The following is a 24,549-nucleotide window of genomic DNA, read 5'->3' as shown; positions in this document are numbered from 1 at the left end:
AAAAATTTGAACTCATCAAAATTAAATGGAAAAGGTATTAGTTGCTCATTCGCTAAACTATCGATTTTTAAAAGCGTAATATCACACAAGCTGGCTTATGTTTTGTTATGCCAGCTTGAATCAAAACCACTTTACGGTTGGTTAAAATATTGGGTTAAGCGGTCGAGTTCTTTAATTGAAATTGGGAGCACTGCGCCATGTTTTGGTCCTTCAAAATTAGTCGCTTTCATTGGTGAATCCGGCTCATTAAACCGGCCGATATTTTTAAATGTTTTAAAATCTGTAGTTTCGGCAAACCCCATGTTATTGCGTGGTTTTGCGTGAAAAACATCGTACATTAATACATAAGTATCAGTGCCGTGACGATGCCATAAATTGGGGGCCTCAGCTGCCACTTTTTCTGAGTCGACTTTAGTTGGATCAAACTGATAGTCTGCATTTATTTTGTCTGAAATTGCCTGCCTTAAATTGCCCGGGTTATCGTGAGCAACATAAAACATGTGGTATTTATCACCAATTTTGGTGATGTCAGCATCTATCGTATTAATTTTAGGGTTTGGATAATAAAAAATTTGTTTAGGGGTGGTAGTTAAAGTTGTAAAGTCCGAATTCGCATACGAATACACCATATAATTTGGTTCGTTTTTTTGTCTGGTGGTAAAATAAACCATTAATTGATTAGTTGTGTCATCGTAAATGGTTTGTGGTGCCCAGACTGAGCCTAAATCGCCCGCTTGAGGAAATAATTGATTAACCGGCACGCGTGCTAATGTCCAATCAATTAAATTGTAGGATTTCATTAAAATCAGGTTTTTATTATTACCCCAGCCGTATTTATCGCCGTCCCTTTCCCATTCTGTCGCTCTTAAACCTTCGCGCTTAGCAAAAATATGTAAGTCGGTTAATGCCATATAAAATGCATTATCTGGGCCGCGGTAAATGTGTGGGTCTCGCACGCCCAATTGTTCGGCAACTGCTTTGCCGATTAAGACTGGTTCACCGTTATTTACATCGGTAAACCTATAACCGTCTGTTGAAGTTGCAAAATAAGCTGAATGTGTTTCATCTTTAAAATAAACCAATAAATAGGCGGTTAAGTCGGATTTATCTGTAATTTGTTGAGTATCAGGATCAAGCTGCTTAACTAAATTTAATGTTTGAATTGCATGCTGATTCGGCTGAGTAGATGCGGGATCGAGCGCTACAGACGTTGACGAATTAACCGAGCAGGCAGATAAACCTGCGGTGATGACAAGGCTCGCTAAACTGAGCTGACAAAATTGTTTTAGCTTATGTTTTAAGATCATTTTTGTTTTCCTTGTTTATATTCTTTAAGCTTTGGATCTTAGGCTTAAATTATAATATTTATATAATCAATGGAATGGCAAAAACACTTAATTTGTTAATAATATTTTGTTTTCTTGATCTTTATTGATTGTATCGGACACCCAATACAAACTGACGACCAGTGTGATTATATTCGCGCATTAAGTTCATACTGCCGTCTCCAGTCACATAATGGCGGCTATATTCGTCAGTTAAATTGCCAATTTCAAAAATGAGTGTGGTTTGTTTGGTTAGGTTATAAAAAGATGAAAAGTCAACATAAGTGGAGCCTTGTGTTGCATTTTGTTTATTGCCGGTATACCCCGGAATTTCGGTAAAATAATCACCGCGACTATTAACTGAAATACGTGCGCCAAAAGCGGGTTCTTCATAATACAAAGTTAAATTATGTGAATTTTCAGATACTCCAACATTTTCACCTGAATGCACCTGAGTATAATTAGCGGTCAAACCTGTGTTAGCCCATTTGCCGAGCAAAAAATGAAAAGGCTGTTGGTAACTAAACTCAATGCCGTTAATTTTAGTACCTTCGCCATTTTCAGAAGAAACATGGGTATAAGCTTGAGTAAAAGGATCAACCGATATACTGGGATCAAAATTAGAATCTGCTCTGATCGAATCAAAATAAATAGGATCGACCATTTTGTCTTCCTTAGATGAGCGGATGTAATCTTTAATCCGTTTATAAAAAAAGTTAACTGCCACTAAAGCTTCTGGTTGAAAATACCACTCCATTGCAAAATCAAAATTGCTACTTTTATAAGGATCTAAATAAGGGTTGCCAACGGCGACTAAACCTTCAACATAGCGAAAACTCGGATTACTCGGGTTGAGTTTTGTTAAGCTTGGCCGGGTCATGGTTTGGGTTGCGCCCAACCTAAAAATAATATCCTGCGGGGTTTCCAGCGCCACATTTAAGGCGGGTAAAAAATTAGTATAACTATGCTCAGCATTAACCGCTTCAATCTGGCTATATAAGGTTGTATAACCAGTTGAATCTGCATCTGTTTTTACCAGCCGAAACCCTAAATTAGTGGTTAAATACACCTCTTTAAATTCATGCTGGTGTTCAAGTTCAATAAATGCGGCCTTGGTAGTTTCAACAATTTCAGAATTACCTTGAATTTGCTCAATCCAGTTTAATTTACCTCTGGCTTGTTTAACCTTAACAAAGTCTGCAACAATAAATGGAAATACCTCACCGTTAAAATATTGCCCATAATCAGATTTAGGAAAATCTTTAGTTAAACCAACTGCTGAATCAGCTTCAAACATGGGCAAACTATAACCTAAATTGGTTACTGTTCGTTGATTGTAGGCTACACCGGTTTGTAAATGCCAAATTTGGCCGGTGTAATTAAAATTGAGTTTGGCGGTAATATTTTGTTTATTTATCTCGGTTGCACCATCAAAAGATTTAAAGTTATAGGCTGCGGGGTCATTATAATTATAAAAATAGGTGACCTCTGGCGAATTAGAGTCTTGTGTAAAGTCGAAAGCAAACTGATGAGTTTGCAGCGTATCCATAATATGACGTAGTTCTTCACGGCGAAAATGAGATTCTGCTAGCCCTAAAATGCCATTCATTTGGGTCGATTCATTCAGCTGCCATTGACCAGATAACGCGTATTGATTAAATTGAGTTAAGCTTTGTGTATCGCGGCTTTCAATGCGTCCGGTGAGGCCATCAAATAAACCTGCATCGACTTGCTTGCCATTTTTATTGACACTGATTTGCAAAGGGGTTATCTGGTTAAAATAATTACGATACATTTGATAATAGTTATAAAAATCACGATTATTTTTAAGCTGAGCATGTAAAAAATCTAATGTGAGTTGAACGGTCGAAACCGGCTGATATTGTAAGCTGGAGGTAATGCCAAGACGCGTTTGATGATTGCCAAAAAAGTCTGGTCGAGGCAATCTGGGGGTCCACAAACAATTCACTGCGGCAACTTGTTGCGAATTTAAATAACAATCCTGCTCAGCTATATCGCCACTAATCTGTAGCTGAGTCGTATCAGCATAAGTCATATTATTTTCAACGGGGGTTTGCCAGCCAACAGTGCCAAATCCTTCCTGAGCTACTGTGCGTTTCGCATAAGCAAATGATAATAATGCGCCAAATTTTTGATCGGCGAAGGTATTTGAAATTAAAAATGCGCCACGCGGATCATAAGCATTGGATACAGGGTTATAGCTGGTTTGCAGCGAGGTGGCCAAGGTAAAGCCAGGTTTATCTAAGGGTTTAGCTGAGTATAAATTGACTGTACCCGCAATACCGCCTTCTTCAATTGCAGGGGTGGGCGATTTTTGAATATCCACTCGATTAAACAACTCAGATGCAAAAACATTAAATTCAAATGCGCGACCGCCATTTAATTCACTCACCGATGAATCCAGCTCATCAGTGGTGGTTGGAATTTCCATCCCGTTTAAAGTTACCCGAGTAAAATCAGGGCCTAAACCTCGTAGAGTAATACGGCGGCCTTCGCCACTTTCACGAGTAATCGCCACTCCGGGTAAACGCTGTAATGAATCGGCAATATTTAAATCAGGGAATTTACCTATATCTTCGGCCGAAATAGATTCACTCAAATTAATATTAGCGCGTTTGGTAATAAGCGCCTGACTGAGTGAGCTTCTAAACCCTTTAATTTTAATAGTTTCAATGTTGGTATCTGCGAGATAACTTGGTTTAGCATCATGGCTTTTCACCACTTTTTTGCTTAATACAATTCGGTGCTGTGAGTCTAAAAAGGCGTGTAACTGTGAATCTGCCAGTAATAATTTAAGCGCTTGCACAATGGAGTATTTACCGCTAAGCGGCTTGGTTTGAATACCGGTCAATTCAGACATTGGGACAGCGAAACTAACATCAGCTTGTTCGGCAAATTTTAATAAGGTCATCGCTGCATCACCGGCTTCAATATGAAATGTTATTTCAGATGAGGCTTCGTTAGCCTGCAACGGATTGATTGCCAGCTTAAATAGTAAACCAATGGCTAAACATAAATTGAAAACAGCGTGAGCTTTTAATGGGTTAAATAACCTACGTACCATCAATAATGGAATTGACAGTTGTTTGATTACATTAGGTTTAAATAACAAGGTAAAATGACCTGTATTCACGTATTTCCAGCTCAGCTAAAAAATCATAAAATTTCATAAATAATCATAAACGATTAATAAATGTAACAATAACATTATTTCTATTAACATTTAAGTTAAAACGAGAAATTATTTAACCTGAGGTGTGTATAAGGAGTGTTGAAGTAAATTTTTCAACTATTGGATTAAATAATACCAAACCAAGCTTATTTACGTTCCAACGAGGATAGTTTTTCGTCCTATCAAGGCATTTTTCTGTACCTAATAGTGAGCTATTAGTCAGAAAAATAACGATGAGAGGCGGAAAAATAGCCCGTTGGGCAAATTTTCTTATGTGCAGCTCAGGTTATTTAACCTCAATTCAGGCGCCTGATATTACCTTTGTCTGTAATGTGATGACTATTTTGTAAAAACCTTAAGTATTTTTTGGCTGTAAAACGTTAATAACTAAAAAATACAGCAAACCGGTCAGGCAAATTGCTTACTAAACCGGATAACAAAATGGATAGACAGATGGCTTTTCATCCCAAGAAAATTCGAGATTTTATAATATTAGCTATTGCTTTTTTTAGCTTAGCCGCTTGCAAACAAGCACCACAACAAGATAGTTCACTGTTAAAATCTCACCTCAATTCTGCACAAAGCTTAACATTAACCAATCAACATAAACCATGGACACGCTGGTGGTGGCATGGCAATGCGGTTACTCAAGCTGGGATTTCCTATGAGTTAGCTGCATTGAAAGCTGCTGGTGTTGGTGGTGTTGAAATTACCCCTATTTTTGGTACTTACGGAGAAGAAGATCAGTTTATTGAATTTTTATCCCCTAAATGGATGCAAATGTTTATTCATACATTAAATGAAGCTAAGCGATTGGGTTTAGGTGTCGATTTAGCAACTGGCACCGGCTGGCCGTTTGGTGGGCCATGGATTAGTGAAACTCAGGCTGCAAAAAATATTAATTATAAACAATATCAGTTAGCTCAAGGTCAGCAGTTGACTGATAAAATAGAGTTCATTCAAAAACCTATGTTAAAGGCTTTAAATAAAAAAGCTTCGTTTGAACTGATTAAAACACCACTGTCGGCTAATCAAAATCTACAAGCGTTAGCTATCGATCAAATCCGTTTTGAAAAATCATTACCGCTCTTGAGCTTAATGGCTTATAGCGATTCTGGTGACGTCATCGAATTAACAGAAAAAGTTTACAACGGACAATTAAACTGGATAGCGCCGCACGGCAATTGGACTTTATATGCCATATTTATGGGGCAGCATGGCAAAATGGTTGAGCGAGCAGCGCCGGGCGGAGAAGGTTTAGTGATTGATCATTTCTCAAAACCGGCACTTGAAGATTACCTTGCACAATTTGATCTTGCATTTAAAGGGCAGGATATCAGTTACTTAAGAGCTTTTTTTAATGACTCTTACGAAGTTGATGATGCTGCCGGGCAAGGCAATTGGACTCCTGCATTATTTAGCCATTTTAAGCAATTACATGGCTATGATTTAAAAACACATTTGCCTGTACTGCTAAATAAAGAAAATACGGAATATGGTCGTCAAATATTAACCGATTACCGCACCACCATTGAAGATATGCTATATCACAACTTTACCCAAACATGGAAAAACTGGGCGCATAATAACCAGGCGCTGGTTCGTAATCAGGCTCATGGTTCACCCGCAAATATTTTAGATTTATATGAGTTGGTGGATATTCCAGAAACCGAAGGTGAAGAGATGATCAAAATTAAATTTGCTTCGTCTTCGGCAAATTTTACGAATAAACCTTTAATTGGGGCAGAAGCCGCAACTTGGTTAAATGAACATTTTGAATCAGATTTAACTGATATCCGTAAAAATATGGAAAATTATTGGCTCGGTGGGGTTAATCATCTGGTATATCATGGCACCGCTTATAGCCCAAAAAATGCGGCTTGGCCGGGGCATTTATTTTATGCTGCGATTCATTTTAATGACAGAAACCCACTCTGGCACGACTGGGCTGAACTCAATCAATATGCTGCCAATGTGCAATATTATTTGCAAAACAGCCAGCACGATAATGACTACTTAGTCTATTTTCCAATTTATGACAGATATGCTCAAGTTTCAGATAACTTACTGGAGCACTTTGATATCTGGGGAAAATTTAATAAAACGGAAGTTAAAAAACTGGCCGATAAATTATTAAACAACGGCTATGCATTTGATTTTGTTTCAGATAAACAAATTGCTAAGCTAGCCTCAAAACAAATCGACACCAATACTAAAGCATCTAACTATAAAGCGATTTTAGTCCCTAAAACAAACTATATGCCGCTTGAAACCTATCAAGCTTTATTTAAGCTGGCGGAGCAGGGTATACAAATCATCTTTTTTGATCAGCATCCAAAAAAAGCAACTGGGTATGCCAATATTAGCCAAAATCAAGCTGTGTTTTCAGCGCTTAGCCAATTATGGCAACAAGATAATCCGGCTGTTACTTTTGAAAGTTTTAATCACAATCCTGATTGGATAAAAACTCAGTTACCACAAGGTATTCGTGCAATCCGCAAAAACTATCAAACCGGAAAACTCTACTTTATTGTGAATGATAGTTTGCAAGCTCAGGATGTTTGGCTGCCTTTAGCCAAGTTAGAATCTTCTAACTTACTGATTAATCCGCATGATTTAACTCAAGGTTTAGCTGAAGTTGAATCAAATGGCACTGGTCATAAAAAAATACATGTGCAGCTACAAGCCGGAGAAAGTGTCTTGTTATTAAGCCGAGAAGCGCCATTTAAAGCTAAACCTTATTTGTATTTTAAACCCGGAAATACAACCAAACTGACTCAGCCTTGGGCGTTGTCTTTTATTTCTGGCGGGCCTGAATTAGCACCTGCACTTAAACTGGATAAATTAATGAGCTGGAGTGAATTAGGGCAGGCATATCAATATTTTTCTGGCCGTGCCAGTTATGTCACTTATTTTTCAAATGTCAATTTATCTAATCATAAAGCCACTGATTATATACGTTTAAATTTAGGTGAAGTTGCTAACAGTGCGCAAGTGTTTATCAATGGGCATAAAATTAAAACTTTAACCGGACCTGATTTTTCGGTAGTGCTAAAAACTTCGGAGTTAAAAGCAAGCAACCGTTTAGAAGTTATTGTTAGTAATACAATGGCAAACCGAATCCGTTACATGGATCAACATAATCTAAACTATAAAACTTTCTACAATATTAATTTCCCGGCGAGAAAACCACAAAACCGTCAAAACGGTTTATTTACCGCTGAACACTGGCAACCCAAAAAATCGGGGTTATTAGGGCCAGTTACCATAACCGAGCTGAGTGTTAGTCCAATTAATAAATAGTCAAAATTAAATATAAGGCATTAAAATGATTAAAAAAATACACGTTTTTATCATTGCATTAAGTTGGCTGGCGCTACCCAGCTTGGCTGCACAGCTAACTTATCAAAATAGCCAGCTTAATTTCGATAATGGCAAACTACAAATTTTAAAAGATGGTAAAACGATTATTGATTTGCAAGACATTTTATTGAATTACCAAAGCGCAAAAACTTGGCAGTTAACATCGGCAACTCAAGATAAATTAACTTTGGTGGCTTCATTTTCTGATCAGGTGGAAATGTATAAAAGTATTTACGACACGGCCGACCGGCAAGTTGAATTTGAAATCAGTTTAGTTAAAGGTGGTTATCGCATCTATGCACAACCTAAATGGCTCGCCCATGTTACTTTAAAATTTAATGCTTTGGGTGATCATTTTTTTGGTTTAAGTGAACCACTGCAACCCGATAATCAATTATCTCCCGATTTAAAAGGTGCAGTGATTGATGTTGAAATTAACGGCAATAACAATAATTTACACGAAAATTATGCGTCTGCTTATTCTGCGTTTTATATCAGCAGCTATGGTTATGGTGCTTTTTTTGACTCATTTGCTAAAGGCCGATATTACTTTGATATAAACGGTGAAAATAAAATTCATCACGATGCCAACAAACTCGACTGGTATATATTTTTAGGCGATAGTGGCGAGCAGATTCATCAAGCCTATTTTGATTTAATTGGCGAACCTAAAAAAGTACCAGTATGGGCAATGGGGGCAATTGGCTGGCGTAATAATAATGCCAATGCTGCTGAAATTATCAGTGATATCAAAATCCTGACAGCTTTAAAAATGCCTTTTACTGGCTGGTTTGTTGATCGGCCTTACAGCGACGGTGCACATGCTTGGTCAAAAATGAATTTTAATCAGAATTTTGCTGATCCCAAGCAATGGATAGCTCAAATTAATAATGAGTTTGGGATGAAATTTATGACTTGGGCTTCAACCCCATTTTTTGAAGATCCACGCTTTGATAAACACCTAACCAGTTCATATAACTACTTGGATTTAACTGACAATCCTTCGTTAGCAGCCTTTAAACAAGAACTTACCAATAAGCAATATAAAGTTGGTGTGCAAGGGCATAAAATTGATCGGCTCGATGAAATGTTTAGCGAGCATGAAGTTTGGACTGATGCCAGTGTGACAGTCGACGAACGTAAAAATAAATATGCGGTATTAACCGCTAAAGCATTTAATGATGCGCTGCAAGATTATTGGGGAGATGAACATTTTAATTTTGCTCGTTCCGCCTATCACCGCAGCCAACCTTATTTAAGTGCTATATGGGGAGGTGACCCAAGGTCGAGCTGGCAAGGTTTACAAGCCAATTTTGCTAATGCAATGCGTGCTTCTTTTATGGGCTTTCCAGTGTGGGGGACTGATGTTTCTGGTTATTTAGGCGAAGCCATAATTGATAAAGACTTATATATTCGCTGGATGCAAGCAGGCAGTATGACTGGCTTTTTTGAGATAAAAGTAGATGGGCAAAGCAGTAAACATGGTGATCGTCTGCCAAATAAATATGATGAGAATTTTCAGCAAATTTATCGTCAGATATTAGAAGACAGAATGCGTTTTGTCCCTTATTTATATTCGCTTGCACATACCTCTGCGCAAAACGGGCCACTGATGCAGCCATTAACTTATCGCCATTTAACGGATCAGAACACCTATTCAATATGGGATCAGTTTTATTTAGGCAAAGCTTTATTAGTTGCCCCCGTATTTGAAAAAGCTTATCAGCGCCAAGTCTATTTACCGCAAGGCCACTGGGCTGATTTTGATAACCCGGCTAAGTTATATCAAGGTGGCAAAACGATTAAAATTTCAGCGCCATTAAATAAACTACCACGGTTTATTGGGCAGAATCAGCTTTTGGTGACCGGGAATATTATTCAAGGTAATGCTAAAAATTGGCAGCTATTTGAACCAGAATTAACTATTCATGCTTATCCGGCAATGCAAAAAGCACAAACACAATTTGAATATATTGATTATCTGGATGCCAATCAGGCTAAAACGATTCGGATGATGTCATCACCAAAACAAATTGAAATCACTGCTCCAGCATTTAATCACAAGCTAAATATGAGTTTGATCATTGAAGATCAACCTAAAGCTGTGCTGCAAGCCGGTCAAACAATTCCTTATCAATTTGACGCGTCTAAAAATCTGCTAACTTTGAACCTCAGTAAAGGACAGCCGGCCAAATTAACTTTAATAAAGTAATTTTTGTTGTATTCACTCTAAGCCACCACAAAAGCTGATTTGTTATAAATCAGCTTTTTAGTTTGCATAAAAATCTATTTATCAATTTGTTGCATTCAGGTAGGCTTCTGATTTAGTGGGCGATATTTACCTAATCAAAACAATACAATAAGAGAAAACAATGAAATATTGGCGCAATGGTGAAGTTAAACAAACAATTAGCTGGAAAGCTCTTTTCTCCTACCTTTGGTTAGTTCCTACACCTGCGATTGTATTTACTTTTATTGTGCTGTTTAGCCCCAAAGGGGCTCCAGCAAGAGGGCAAGCCGCATCAACAAAACTTGACCTAAATGTACTTTTTGAACGGGTTTTATTCATTTATGAATGGTTATTAGTGATTGGGATAGGTGCTTGGATTATCACTTTTTTTATCAGACTGACACCTGCATTTTTCATACGAGATAAATTGTTACATATCTCAACTTTTGGCATTTCAAGTCAATATCCATTATCAGGCATTTGCAAAATCAAAGTTTATCGGTTGGGGCCGATAGGCACGCTATTAGATGTAAAATCAAGCATGGGGACAAATATCAGACAATTTTTATTTGTTACTCAAGTAAAAAAAGATAGCCTGCGTAGCTATCTGGCACCTTCAAATATTGTGGTGGAATAAAAAGCTTTAGTTACGGTATGGTAATTATTTAACGCTTTAAGATTTATTTTATAAGATACCAGCTTCGCAGCGCCAGAAGCGTTGGCGCTGCGAAGTGATACCGGGTTTTACCCCAAGCACTTATTTGGTTGTTTGCTTAAAAAATATCTAATTTAATATTCTGAATACCTTGCTCAAAAGCCGCTTGCCCTTGTGGGCCTAAATTTTTAGGTTGATTAAATTTAGTACCAATTGGACTGATTCTATTTAAAAAGCTGATTTCGCCTTGGTATTCGAGAGCCAACGTATTGGCTGGTTGAGATGCATTTTCTGGTTGCAATACGCGAGCAAACAAGTTTTGGTTCGGCGTTGAAAAGTGAATCCGGTTATTATTGTCACCAATTGCTAACCAATTGATGTTAGCAAAGTAGCCTTTAAATTCTGGAAATATCCAGTTTTCACCTGCTATGCCTTGATTATATTCGTTTTGCCAAACGCCATAATTCACGCCCTCTAAACGGTTTGCCCAAACTCGGTAAGGGCCTTTTCCTAGCCATTGTTTTTGAGTAAATGCCGATTGTGGATAGTTAAAACTAATGCCATGTAGCACATAATGTCCATCTAAATGATAATCCAAATCAAGTGATAAATAACCCTGCTTATGTACTGTCCAAACTTGTTTTACAATGCCTTTTGGTGGATTGATAAGGGTAATTTTTAAGCCGTCATTAATTTGCTGTGTTTGTAAACGGGTATTGCTTTTCTGCTCAGCTTCGTTTTGGGTTGGATCATGTAATTGCCAAGATTCTATATTTTTATTGTGCAATGAATCATCAGAGCGAACTAATAGCGGACCATTTGTTAAGTTATGAACGCGGCCTTTACGTTGGTATTTCATTAATCGGCCACTGTTTTGGGCAAACTCAAGGGTTAAATCCGCAGCTTGAACAATCAGTTTTGTCTTATCTGAGTGAATAATTTTTACCGCTTGCTCAGGTATTTTATTAACTCGATTTTGCTTAAATGTTTGTGCTGTTAAGGCTGCATTTTGTTGCGCAGTTTGAATAGGCCAAGACCAGTTTATAATAGATTTTTGTTTGCCTTTACCTTGGGTTTTATCGAAAATTTCAACTTCTAACCAGCCTTGTTGTTGCCAATTGGCTGGTAGATTGAGCTGCAGATTGGCAATGTTGTCTGGTTGAGTTTTAGGTAAAACTTGCTCAGAACTTGCAAATAACTGAGGTGAGTGGGTTGCTTTATCAAATGCAGTTTGTGTTTTATACAAACGCCATTCTAATGTTAAGTTAGTTAGATTATTAAAATCGTAAAGGTTTTTGATATTTAACTGACCATTAAATTGTGTAGAGATAAGTTGACCATTGGTTAAATTAGTCAATTGTAACGGTGACCAGATTTCTTTAATGGTAAAGTAGCTGGCTTCTAATTCACCATTTGGGCCAATAATGCCATCAGGTGCATGGTTGCCGTCGGTATCTATTTTGCCATTTTGGTCGGTTCTGGCTACGCCTTCATCGGCTAAAACCCATAAAAAGCCGCCGGCCCCCAGCGGACTGGACATCATTAAATCCCAAAAATCACGTAACCCTGCACCGTGGCCGCCATCGTATAAGCCATGCAAAAATTCAGTGGGCATAAAAACTTCACCTTGGGCTGGTTTGGCTAATAAATCTTGATAAGTAGGGTAATGGTCGGTATCTAGGTGCCTGAATAATTCCCAAGGGTGCATTACTGGCCGGTTTTGTAGATCGTATTTAGCATAATCATCATCCACTTCGGTATTCCAGCCACCTTCATTGCCGTTTGCCCAAAATAAAATACTAGGATGAACCTGATCTCGTTTGACTAATTGGGCAACTAAGCGGCGTGCTGATGCTGTATCGTAAGCCGGTTTTTGCCATGTGGTCAGCTCGTTAATAACATAAATGCCGAGTTTGTCGGCGGCCTCTAAAAAATGAACATCGGGTGGATAATGTGACATTCTGACCGCATTCATATTCATATTTTTAATTAATTTTATATCGTCTATGCTAATTTGCGGCGTTGTGGTACGGCCAGTTTGCGGACGAAAACTGTGGCGGTTGACCCCTTTGAGAATAATTTTTTCTCCATTTAGATACAAACCATCATGCGGTTTTAATTCAAAGGTACGAAAACCAAATGTTTTGGTGATTTGATGTAAGGTTTTATGCTGATTTTGTAGTTTAATATTAACTTGATATAAATTAGGGGTTTCGGCGCTCCATAATGCAGGACTATTAATGTGTGTATTTAAGCTAGCCATTGCATTGTTTAATGGTGCTTTAAAACTATCGCCAATGTGATTACCGTTTAAATCCTGAATTTGAGCAACTACTTGGACTTTATCTAGGCTGGCTGTTGTTAAACTATTTTTTTGCGCTAAATAGACATTTAGCTTAAATTCGCCACTGGCTTTGGCATCTAAACTCACCCAATCAATATGATTTTGCGGTAAAGCTTGTAAAAATACTTGTCTGAAAATACCGCCAAATACCCAATAATCGGCTTGTCTTTCAGCAGTTTCAATACTTGAATTAGCAGATACTTTATCAACAATCACTTTTAATTCATTTGGTTGATTAAAGTGGATAAAAGGCGTGATATCGTAGCTAAAACGATAAAAACCGCCCTGATGTTTTGGCCCGACCTGTTGATTGTTGACTAGCACTGTGGCGTCTGTCATGACACCATCAAACACAATTTTTATGGTTTTATTTTGCCAATTATCCGCTAAAGTAAAATAACGACGGTAAATACCCTGTTCATTATGTTTTGTTTTATCTGTACCGTAATTGTAATGCCCAAAGCCTTGTAATTCCCAGTTAGAAGGGACAGCTATTTTTGACCACTTACCGCAATTTTGCCCTTGGTTACAATAAAAATCCCACTCGATTGCATCGTGGCTGCCAGTACCGCTGAGCATTTTAATTTGAGTTGTGACTGTATTAGAGTCTGGCTGCTGCTGATTAGAACAAGCTAAAAGGATTAAACTGAAAAAACAAAGTAGCGCTTTGCCGGCAAGTGAGTTGAGCATTTAGATTCCTTTTAAATATTATGTCCAAATTGGCAGCCCGGTTGATTAAATTAACCGAGCTGCTTATTTGAGGTTAGAGTTTACTGATTATAACGAACACCTAAGAAGAACTGACGACCAGAGTGATTGTACTCACGCATTAAGTTAAGCGTACCGTCACCTGTCATATAAAGTCTTGAGTATTCATCGGTTAAGTTAATAATTTCAAACGACACGGTGACATTTTCATTGATGTTATAAAACGATGAAAAATCAACGTGCGTTGGTCCGGTTGCCGCGCTTTGTGCGTTACCGGTAAAGCCTGGGACTTCAAGGAAATAATCATCACGGCTGTTCACCGAGATACGGCCACCAAAATCTTCTTCTTCATAATAATAAGTGAAGTTGTAAGAGTTTTCAGAAACACCGACTAATTCACCCGAGTGCACTTTAGTATAGTTGGCGACAATACCTGTGTTGCTTAAAAAGCCCGGTAAAAAGCTCAGTGGTTGTTGGTAAATTAACTCAATACCATTAATGTCTGTGCCTTCGGCATTATCAGACGAAAAATGTGTATAAGGTGTGGTGTAAGGATCAACCGATATCCGTGGGTCAAAACTTGGATCTTGCTCAATTGCCGGATAATAAATGGAATCAATTAATTTATCCTCTTGAGTGGAGCGAATATAAGACTCTACATCTTTATAAAAGATGGTTGCAGCTAATAATGCTTCATCGTCAAAATACCACTCAACCCCTAAGTCTAAATTATTAGATACGTAAGGGTCTAAATAAGGGTTACCAACCGTAGCAAACCCTTCAATGTATCTGAATCCAGGTTTGCCCGGACTTAATTTAGTTAAGCTTGGGCGAGTCATAGAACGGGTTATCCCTAAACGGACAATCACATCGTCTACTGCCTCTAACGCTAAGTTCATTGAGGGTAAAAAGTTGCTGTAATCATGTTTGGCGATAATAGGTAAGACACTACCATCTACTTCTACATAACCGGTTGAAGTGGTATCTGTATCCACCATACGAATACCAAAGTTTGCCATTAATAGCATGTCGGCAATATCGAACTGAGTATCAAACTCAAGATACGCTGCCATAGTTTCTTCTTCAATTTTATAGCCATTAGCGGGTTGCTCTTGCCAACCATTTGCACCAGTCGTTCTGGCTATTTCTTCTTTCATTTTGGCAAAGTCAGCGACAATAAATGGGAACGTATTACCGTCAAATCCATCGCCATAATCACTTTCAGGGAAATCCTCAGTAAAGCCTACCGCACTATTTAGTTGTAATGCGGGTAAACTATATCCACGGGTTGTAATACTGCGGTCGTTATAAGCTAAACCGGTTTTAATCGTGACCTCATCGGCATCATATTTAAGGTCAAGTTTACCAGTAATATTACGTTTATCTGTTTCACCTGCACCATCAAATGAGCTTAAATTGTATTCGGCTGGATCATTAAAGTTATAAAAATACTCAACATCTGGCGAGTTCGCATTATTAGAAAAATCAAAGCCAAATTGATGTGTTTCTAGTGTATCCATAATATGACGAAACTCTTCACGTCTTAATTCAGATTCAGCTAAACCTAACATGGCTTTTAATTGCAGACGCTCGGTAAAGTTAAATTCACCGGATAATGCATATTGATCAAATTTTGATTTTGCATAAGTTTCACGGCTTTCAATTCGGCCAGTTAAACCGTCAAATAAACCGGCTTCAACTTGTTTACCGTTTTCGTGAACCGTAATTTCAAGCGGGGTAATTTGCGAAAAATAGTTACGGTACATTTCATAAAAATTATAAAACGCGCGGTCATTTTCAAGTTCTGAATGCAGATAATCAAAGGTGATTTCGGTATCGTCATTTGGTGCCCATTGTAAAGCTGTGGTAATCCCAACGCGCTCTTGCTGGTTACCAAAAAAATCAGGACGCGGTAAACGCGGCGTATATAAACAGTTAACTGCATTGACCTGCTCACCATTTAATTGGCAATTATTATTAGCCGGGGTGCCGTTAACCACTAAATTTGGGTTATCAACATAAGTCATATTGTTAACAACGGGTGTTTGCCAACCAACGGTACCAAAACCTTCTTGGTTAACATCGCGAGTTGAATAAGCCACTGAAAATAATGCACCAAACGTATCTTCTGCAAATGTATTAGAAACCATAACCGCAATGCGTGGGTCGACTGATTTTGATACATCGTTATAACTAGCCTGTGCTGAGGCTGCTACATGAAAACCACGATTATCAAACGGTTTGGCTGAGTATAGATCGACAGTACCGGCAATACCGCCTTCTTCTATTGAAGCCATCGGTGATTTTTGAATATCGACCCGATTAAACAGCTCAGATGCAAACATATTAAACTCAAATGCACGGCCACCATTTAATGCGCTAACCGAAGAATCCAGTTCATCAGTGGTCGATGGAATTTCCATTCCATTTAACGTAGTGCGGGTAAAATCCGGGCCTAAACCACGTAAAGTAATCCGGCGACCTTCGCCACCTTCACGACTAATGGCAACACCAGGGACACGCTGTAATGATTCAGCAATGTTGAGGTCTGGAAACTTACCCATATCTTCGGCAGAAATGGACTCGCTTACATTTACATTGGCGCGTTTATCTAATAACGCTTTGTTAAGTGAACTTCTAAAGCCTTTTACTGCAATTATTTCCATATCTTCAGCAGTATTGTCTGTTTGCTCTGCGGCGAATGATTGTGCGCTTGATAACCCCAATAATGCACAAATCACGCTGGTATATACTTTAGTATTTTTCATTTTAAATTCTCTTGGCGTCTTTGTTGTAACCAGAAAATGAGCCTGCTTTTATGTTTAACTTGTATGTTAAAGCATAAAAAAAGGCATAACTTCCTGACCTGTTTCAATCCTATTCTGTCACCTTAAAACAACATAAAGAGTGAGCAATGACATTGAATAGTGTTTCAATTAAACAAACATAATTGATTAAACACGCTCATATAACGAAATTTAAAATCAAAAATACTTACAAAAAATTAATAAAATAAATAAATATTTTTAAATTTTTTTTAGTGTATTGAATTTTATATATTTTATTTTTTGGGGAAATAATCATTTTTAAGCATCTCATGGTTTTGTTATTCTTATTTAACAAATTGATGGATTAATCTGTAAGCAGATTTATTTTTGAATAAAGTAAGTATTTTCTTGCGCTGCTGCGTTATATAGCTAAAGCATCACTCAAGTTGCGGTAAACATGGTTTAGAGTATGGATAATAAACAAGACTCAGTCTCATTTTTTCAGTCTATTCGGGGGCGTTTGAAACTCTTTGTTTCTTCAATTGTGCCACCGGATGAGGTAGACGATATTGTGCAGGAAACTTATTTAAAAGTTTGGCAGCATCAGCAGGAAAAAACCGCCAGTATTAATAAAAGCTTTATTTATAAAGTGGCAAAAAATCTGGCGATTGATTTTTTACGCAAACCTCAGTCACAAAAAAATGATTCTGTTGAGGATGAATCTGAATTTGGTTTTGAGCATCAGGACTCAACCTACCAACAAGTTGAAGCAGATGAACAGTTTTTATTATTTTGCCAGCTTGTACGCCAGTTGCCGCCGCAGTGCCGAAAAATTTTTATTATGAAGAAAGTATACGGAATGAGAATTAAAGAAATCGCCGACGAATTAGAGCTAAGTAGTCGCACTGTTGAAGTTCAATTGCAGCGTGGTTATGTAAAATTTCAGGCGCTTGTGCACCAAGCCGAAGCGAGTGAACAGGGCGATTTTGCAACTATGCAAGGGAGAGGTCGTCGCCATGATTAATCATAACCAAAACACAGATAAAGCCAATGTGGTTGATTTAAAAACCAAAGAGCAAATTATATTGGATGCCGCCGGTTGGTTAATTAAACAAGAAGAGGGCTTTAGCCAAACTCAACAGGTTGAGTTTGAGGATTGGTTAAATCAGTCTGAATTACATAAAAAGTTATTTAATCAAGTCGCTAAGCCGGTAACGGATGCCAATATGCTGGCTAATTTAGCACCGATATTTCCGTATCAAAAACGCCAGCAACGCCGAAAAACGAGCTTGCTACCTAAAATGGCGGTTGCTCTTAGTACGGTATTTTGTGTTGGGTTATTGTGGTTTATGCAAACTGCACAAACTCCAGCGCCTAGTGCAAATCAGTCATATCAGGATTCTGTGATTTTAGATGCGCATAACTCTCAAACGAATACAGTGCAATATGTAAGAACCTTTCATACCCAAATTGGTGAGCAAGGGCATTTTATTTTACCGGATCAATCTAGCTTACGGCTGAATACCAATTCTCAGGTTAAAGTGGTATTTACTGATAACCGTCGTTTACTTTATTTAAATAAAGGCGAGCTTCATATTGAAGTGGCTCATAATCAAACCTGGCCACTTTCGGTTATCGCCAAAGATAAAACTTTTGAAGCCGTTGGCACAGCGTTTAATGTGGCGATTGAAAATGAGCTGGCAGTGGAGTTAATTGTAACTGATGGCACTGTGGCCGTTGCAGAGATTAAACCTGTACCAGCCAATCAAAACCAGCCTGATAATCATTTGGTTATCAGTGTTAATAAAGGTGAAAAACTACAGCTTTCAACTGAGCAAAATAGTTTGAAGAATGCCCAAAAAGTGCAGGTGGGACAAGCTCAAATTGATCAATTATTGGCGTGGCAAACGGGTAGTTTAACTTTTAATGGTGAGCCGCTCGAAACCGTTTTGCAAACATTAGCTCAATACACTGAATATCGATTTGAGCTGGAACAAGCTGAGTTAAAACAAATGAAAATAGTCGCCCGGATAAAAGTAAGTGAATTAAATAACATTACTGAAATTTTAACCCATAACTTTGGCTTAAAAGCAGAAAAAACGAAAGATAAACAAAGTATTGTATTAAGTAAGGCTAAAGTTAATTAATATCAGTATGAGAGTATTTAAATGTCATCTGCTTTACAGCACGTTTAGCAATAGTTAATAAATCTTGGCTGGTTATAAAGCTCTTTTATGACCAGCTAAGATTTATATTAATCTGATATTCAAAATTGCCACTATAAAATCAGATGATAACTTTGATATGTATATTATCGGAGTTTTAAATTAATTTGACTTGATTCCTTTACCAGTTGCAGCCCAATAAATTCCTCCATATAGATGACGTAGAAATTGTTCATTTGAATAAACGGATGGCATGTGCCCAAGAGCGGTATAAAAAGCTCTGCCGCCATCATAATTGTGGTACCAAGCAATAGGGTGAAAATCTCCCATCCCTTTAGTTTTAATATCACCCCAACTTGCTTCAGGTGAATAGCTTTGCTCATCTACAGCTAAAATATAATTTAAATTAGTTTGCTTACTTGGATAAAAATCGTACCACTCGTCAGTCCATAACTGTTTATCATTAAATGCAACCATACCTGGAAACTGATTATTTAGTATATTTAATTGAGCCGTTTGAATCTGAGGATGTATCTTAAAATAGTGCCCAATCATTTTTCCATACCATGGCCAGTCATATTCTGTATCTGCCGCACTATGGATACCAACAAATCCTTTTCCTGATTGGATAAAACGTTGAAATGCTGCCTGCTGGTCTTTATTTAAAATATCTCCTGTTGTATTTAAAAAAACGATGACATCAAATTGTTTTAAAAATTCGTCATTAAATCGATTAGCATCTTCGTGCCAATCTAATTTAAAAAAATGTTGTTTTGCAAGTGTTTCCAATCCATTAACACCTTGGTTAATAGATTTATGATGCCAACCAGCTGTTTTGCTAAACAATAAAACATTAAATTGCTCTGCATGGCAGAAAAACATAGCAAAAAATAAACTAATCGTTATTGTCAATTTTTTCATAATACTCATCTTTATTCCTTAAATTCCTTTGTTCTAAATTTAAACGACTTAGATTGTCTGATAAAAGTGAGCTGGGTGTCTAGGTTAAGTTGTAATCAAAAAGTTATAAATTTTCTCAGCGATCTATTTTTTAGCTGAAAGTAGGAGAGTTATTTACGTATGTCTTTATTTTGATTCAGCTTGTTTTATTGAAAATTAATTGTTTCTTGGACAGATGTGAACTTTTCAGATCAATAAGTTAAGTATTAATTCACTCTTGATTCTTTAAAGTTTTAGCAGCAGGAGTATTTTTATTGATGTATGTACATTGTAGGTAAGGCATATTGCAGAAAGCTTGCTCTGTTATTTCACCTTTTGCAAGCATAGGGTTGGATTTATAAAGCGAGTTATTAGACTTGTAAAATAAAAAGGTCAGGAAATAACCTGACCTTTTTCTACGTTTTATTATTAACTAGGAGTACTCTAATTAAGGCGCACAAGCAATTGCTGTTGGGCCTTGTGTCCCGGTTAAATTGTCAATAGTTAAACTATCAATGTTACCTAAACCACCAGCTGTAGCTGAAACTAATTTAATTGTAGTTTCGCCTGGCTGTAGGTCGTACGATGAATAAGTTTCTAACCATGTATCCCAAGTACCGGTACCATCCATATCAATATTGAAAGCATTAGCTGTATTATTAATCGTTACACTAGCATATCTGTTATCAGCTGCACCATTTGCATAGCGTAACAAGAATCTATATGTACCAGCTTCGCGGACATTTACTTTATACGAGATATACATACCTTCAGCATTGTCAGTATTAGAGAAACCATCGCCTTCATAACCTGCCCAGTTTGATTCCAATAAACCAGTTTGCATTTCACAATAACCATCTGCATTTTCTTGAATGGTTACGCTAGTGGTACTTGGATTTTTCTGATAAACGATTTCAGAGGTTGGTTCATCTGTAATGACAGTGCCATCTTCAAGCGTAACTCGCATCATATACCAGTACGATTGAAGCTCTACTAAACTTTCATCATAATCAGCATAAGCACTGCGAGGCTCTAAGTTAGACGCAACTACTACTGCACCATCGGCAGAAGCTTCGGTATTACGTATAATCTCAATATTACTGTAAACACCACTGTAGTATTTAAGATTCCAGTCAATACGGATACCACCATCTTCTAATCGAGTTATGATGTTAGATTCAGGCTGAGGTAATTCAAATAAAATATTACCTTCTGGCGTAGTATCAACAACTGTACCGTCTTCTAAAGTGACTTCAAATGAATACCAATAAGTTGTTCCGTTGGTAAACCCAGTATCACCACCAGTATCACGTAAACGACCATCAGTTGCTCTAGCATTTTCTTTAACTAATACTCGACCATCTAAAGAATCCGTTGTATTACGGTAAACATTTACATTAGTAATGCTTTGACCAAAGTTTCTTAATTCCCAAGTTAAATTGATAGTTTCAAGAACAGGGTCAGCTTCACCGGTAAAGTTTGTTCTGCTACCTTCTGTAGTAATAAACGGACCAACAATTTCAGAGGTAACATTAGATGCTGTTGCTGTATTGTACTTAAACATATACCAGTAATTTACATCTGCAGGTACTGCAGGCTCTTCTCCCTCGGCAGGTTTTGGCGTAACAGCAGTATCTACATAGCAATCTTTCTCAGCAAAAGCCGGTGTTTCAGCTCGACCAAAAGGGACAACCCGGGTACGACCACTAGCTTGATTTTGGGTATTTCTTAGCAATTCGATATAAGTGATCGGATCGAAATTTTTGAAATCCCAACAGATTGTCATTACACCATCTTTATAGGTGTAATCCAGATTAGTCTCTTGAGCTAAAATATTTTCACCAAAAACAGGGTCTGTAATAACTGTTTTTCCATCTTTAGTGGTTAACTCAACCCAGTAATAATATTTACTGCCATCTGTGGTCTCTGCATCTGTCCAAGTTTTAGCATTAGCATTTACCGTTGCGTAATAAGCCTGAGGTTTTTCAGGGATAACACCCATTTCAGTGGTTTCCGCACGATAAATATGAATAGACTCAAGCTGTAAATTAGTTACCCAAGTTAAATCAATGTAGTTATTTAAGCTGGCAACTTCTAATCTTGGAATTAATGTTGAAGTCATACGTGCTTGAGATACATGATCTAAACCAGCAATTGTATTACCACTGCTGTCTTTAACTTCCGTCCAGTAATAATAAGTGGTATCAGGCACAGCAGAAGTATCGACAAACGTTGTTTCGCCACCTTCTAACATACCGACACTTTGAGCAGCGCCTTTGTCGTTGCTAGTTGCGCGTAAAATATTAACCGAACCAACTTCAGATGAGCCGCCGTATACTTTAACGATAATATTATTGTTATTACCTTGCGCGACCATATTGGTTGCTGGAGTACCCGCTACAGCCGTTGTTTTAAACTGTGGTAAATCTTTTAATAAATGATCATACAGCTTCATATCTGAACCCATATAGAAACTTGGGTGCGGAGGCTGGTTATAACCAACGTTCTGCCAAGCAACTGCTGTACGATATTGTCTGTCGTGCATTAAAGTCGGTAAGCGAATATCTGTTGGGATATTTGAAACATAAACCAATAACTTAGTGCTATCTTCGTTACGAGTTACGATTTCTTCACGCCAGTCACCAAGAATATCGGCAGATAAACCCGGAGTTGCTTTAGTTCCGTTATTTGAAACACCAGTACCATTTTTAACGGTTTTAGAGTCAAATAATGCTTCTTTTTCAACAATTTTATCGTCTGGATTCCATTTAGTAACACTTAAACCACCTTCGGCGTTACCGTCTAACATTTCACGTGATAAATCACCATCCCACCATGTCATAAAGTTCATGGATGGTTTATTTTGCGAAATTACGGTACCGTCAGCGGCCATTAAGCCACCTCTTGACCCCCAGCTTTCTAGACCTGGATAGTTAGGGTCAATATCACCCGTTAAACCACGGCCAACATCATCGCCATCACCATTACTTGGTTGTGAGTATAAAATTTCACCGGTGGCGGCATCATGTACTTCAACACCAAAGTTACCGTTTTCATTAATATAAGCCCCAGAACCTTCATGAACCATCATGACTTCTAAGCCAGGGCGACTTGGTACTATGTCTGTTACATGAAGCGCATCACCATGGCCTAAACCCGTATTATATAATGAGGTTCCATCATCATCTAAAGTACCAGCACCAAAGATGATTTCATCTTTACCATCACCATCGACATCGGCGACACTTAAACTATGTGCACCTTGGCCAGCGATATTGTTTTCTGTGGTATCAGTAGAAGAATCATATACCCAGTTAGTTGTTAAGTTTTCACCATCAAAATTAAATGTCGCTACAACAGCTTTGCCATAATAACCTCTAGACATAATTAAACTAGGGACTTTGCCATCTAGATAAGCTACACCAGCTAAGAAACGGTCTACTCGGTTTGTACCATCTGAATCCTTACCCCAACTAAATCTGTCTCCTCGAGGAGGAATATAATCAATAGTACTAATTGCTTCGCCTGAGATACCATCAAACATAGTTAAGAATTCTGGGCCATCAGTTATAAATCCAGCATCATCTCTATATTCTGCTTCAGCATCCCCAATCACATTACCACGACCATCAATAGTACCATCAGCTGTTTTCATTGCTACTTCTGCACGGCCGTCCTGGTTAAAGTCATAAGCGATAAACTGAGTATAATGCGCGCCAGCACGGATATTTTGGCCTAAGTTAATACGCCATAATAATTCACCCTCTAGGGTGTAAGCATCAATTAAAACATCACCTGTTTTACCTGCTTGAGAGTTATCTTTAGCGTTATCCGGTTCCCATTTTACGATTAGCTCGTACTGACCATCTCCAGTTAAATCAGCTGCAGATACATCGTTAGCAGTATAGCTATGTTCAACACCATCCACAAAGCCATTAGCTGGAGTACTCAAAGGGATAGCTAAGTATGGTTTTGCTTGAGCTTGAACAACTTTCGACGCTGATTTTTCAACATCATCAACAAAAGATTTAACCTGATATGTGTCAGTAGGTAGACCATTAATGTCTACTAAAAAGGTTGGGTCGCCAGGGCGTGCTGATTGCATAAACTCGCCATTTTTATAAACTTTAAAAACGACTCTTTGCTCATCTAAGCCTGACAAACGCCAGCTAATAGCGTTTTCGCCAGCATCTTCTGCTGGAATAACAATTAAACCTAAGTCTAGATTTTCTACTTGTGAATTGCCGCTGGTGTCACGTTCAGCATCAGTTAATGGTGCTGGAGTGAAAGGTTCTGCTGGCGTATATTCGCTGTCACAACCAACCAGAACTGTTGTAATCGCTAAAGGTAATAAAGCCTTTGCAAATACGCGATTTTTATCTTTGAGATACCTTCCGTCTATTTTCATTATGCGGTCTCCGAAAATGATTTTAAGAAGATGATGCAGAATTAACAAAAAAACTACATCAAATTACCCTATTAATTAAAAAATTAGTGCTAACCAGATCGATTATTTATCGTTTTATTTAAACCAAAATAACACCAACAGCAGTCATAATAAATCACTAACAATCATATATCCAGTGTTTTTTAATCTTTATTTAACAATATATAAAAAAATATCTTAACTATTGGTTTTATTTTTTTAATTTATACCGATTTTATGGTCGGTTAAGTTAATAGTGTGAGTATTTTATGTTTTTAATTGTGTTTTTATGACTAATGTTAGTTACTTTTAAACCAAAATATAGCTTGATAGTTCCATTGTGTAAGATCAAATAAACTCTACTTGTTTATCTCTGCTTGATAAAAAGAAATGATAGTTGTTATTTCTGATATATTTACTGAGTATTTGTTAA

General features: G+C 37.6%; 11 protein-coding genes. 5 read left to right on the top strand and 6 right to left on the bottom strand.

The window, feature by feature from the left end; all coding sequences use genetic code 11:
• Nucleotides 1-131: 131 nt before the first annotated feature.
• Both N7931_RS13030 and N7931_RS13025 read right to left on the bottom strand, forming a co-directional pair.
• Nucleotides 132-1,307 carry a glycoside hydrolase family 43 protein gene (locus tag N7931_RS13030; RefSeq protein WP_262794660.1) on the bottom strand — a complete coding sequence of 392 codons (1,176 nt, stop codon included), beginning with the start codon at nt 1,305-1,307 and terminating at the stop codon, nt 132-134.
• A 121-nt stretch (nt 1,308-1,428) separates the two neighbouring features.
• Nucleotides 1,429-4,479 (bottom strand): TonB-dependent receptor, encoded by a 3,051-nt coding sequence (locus N7931_RS13025; RefSeq protein ID WP_262794658.1) that lies wholly within the window; start codon nt 4,477-4,479, stop codon nt 1,429-1,431.
• A 480-nt stretch (nt 4,480-4,959) separates the two neighbouring features.
• Here N7931_RS13025 and N7931_RS13020 point away from each other — a divergent pair, with 480 nt between their 5' ends.
• The 3 genes from N7931_RS13020 (at nt 4,960) to N7931_RS13010 (ending at nt 10,748) form a co-directional block, all read left to right on the top strand.
• Nucleotides 4,960-7,821 carry a glycosyl hydrolase gene (locus tag N7931_RS13020; protein ID WP_262794657.1) on the top strand — a complete coding sequence of 954 codons (2,862 nt, stop codon included), beginning with the start codon at nt 4,960-4,962 and terminating at the stop codon, nt 7,819-7,821.
• 25 nt (nt 7,822-7,846) lie between these two features.
• A complete protein-coding gene (locus N7931_RS13015) occupies nt 7,847-10,093 on the top strand; it encodes a TIM-barrel domain-containing protein (RefSeq protein WP_262794655.1) in 2,247 nt (748 codons plus the stop codon).
• A gap of 160 nt (nt 10,094-10,253) precedes the next feature.
• Complete coding sequence (locus tag N7931_RS13010; protein ID WP_262794654.1) at nt 10,254-10,748, top strand: hypothetical protein; 495 nt, start codon at nt 10,254-10,256, stop codon at nt 10,746-10,748.
• Nucleotides 10,749-10,884: 136 nt separating this feature from the next.
• On the opposite strand, the gene N7931_RS13005 is transcribed toward N7931_RS13010, so the two are convergent.
• On the bottom strand, nt 10,885-13,800 hold the full coding sequence (locus N7931_RS13005; RefSeq protein ID WP_262794653.1) for a glycoside hydrolase family 2 TIM barrel-domain containing protein: 2,916 nt from the start codon (nt 13,798-13,800) through the stop codon (nt 10,885-10,887).
• An 80-nt stretch (nt 13,801-13,880) separates the two neighbouring features.
• On the bottom strand, nt 13,881-16,586 hold the full coding sequence (locus N7931_RS13000; protein WP_262794652.1) for a TonB-dependent receptor: 2,706 nt from the start codon (nt 16,584-16,586) through the stop codon (nt 13,881-13,883).
• A gap of 469 nt (nt 16,587-17,055) precedes the next feature.
• Between N7931_RS13000 and N7931_RS12995 the strand changes: the two genes are divergently transcribed.
• On the top strand, nt 17,056-17,610 hold the full coding sequence (locus N7931_RS12995) for a sigma-70 family RNA polymerase sigma factor (protein ID WP_262794650.1): 555 nt from the start codon (nt 17,056-17,058) through the stop codon (nt 17,608-17,610).
• Nucleotides 17,603-18,733 (top strand): FecR family protein, encoded by a 1,131-nt coding sequence (locus N7931_RS12990; RefSeq protein WP_262794649.1) that lies wholly within the window; start codon nt 17,603-17,605, stop codon nt 18,731-18,733. The genes N7931_RS12995 and N7931_RS12990 overlap by 8 nt, the downstream gene beginning before the upstream one ends.
• 180 nt (nt 18,734-18,913) lie before the next feature.
• Here the strand turns inward: N7931_RS12990 and N7931_RS12985 are convergent, their stop codons facing one another.
• Nucleotides 18,914-19,681, bottom strand: coding sequence for a ThuA domain-containing protein (locus tag N7931_RS12985; protein WP_410369354.1), 768 nt, complete (start codon nt 19,679-19,681; stop codon nt 18,914-18,916).
• Nucleotides 19,682-20,138: 457 nt separating this feature from the next.
• Nucleotides 20,139-24,098 carry a carbohydrate-binding protein gene (locus N7931_RS12980; protein WP_262794647.1) on the bottom strand — a complete coding sequence of 1,320 codons (3,960 nt, stop codon included), beginning with the start codon at nt 24,096-24,098 and terminating at the stop codon, nt 20,139-20,141.
• Nucleotides 24,099-24,549 lie beyond the last annotated feature (451 nt).

The organism is Catenovulum sp. 2E275, from assembly GCF_025515275.1.
GTDB lineage: Bacteria > Pseudomonadota > Gammaproteobacteria > Enterobacterales > Alteromonadaceae > Catenovulum.
The sequence above is the reverse complement of the archived record's forward strand: the minus strand, read 5'-3'. Positions and strand labels throughout refer to the sequence as shown.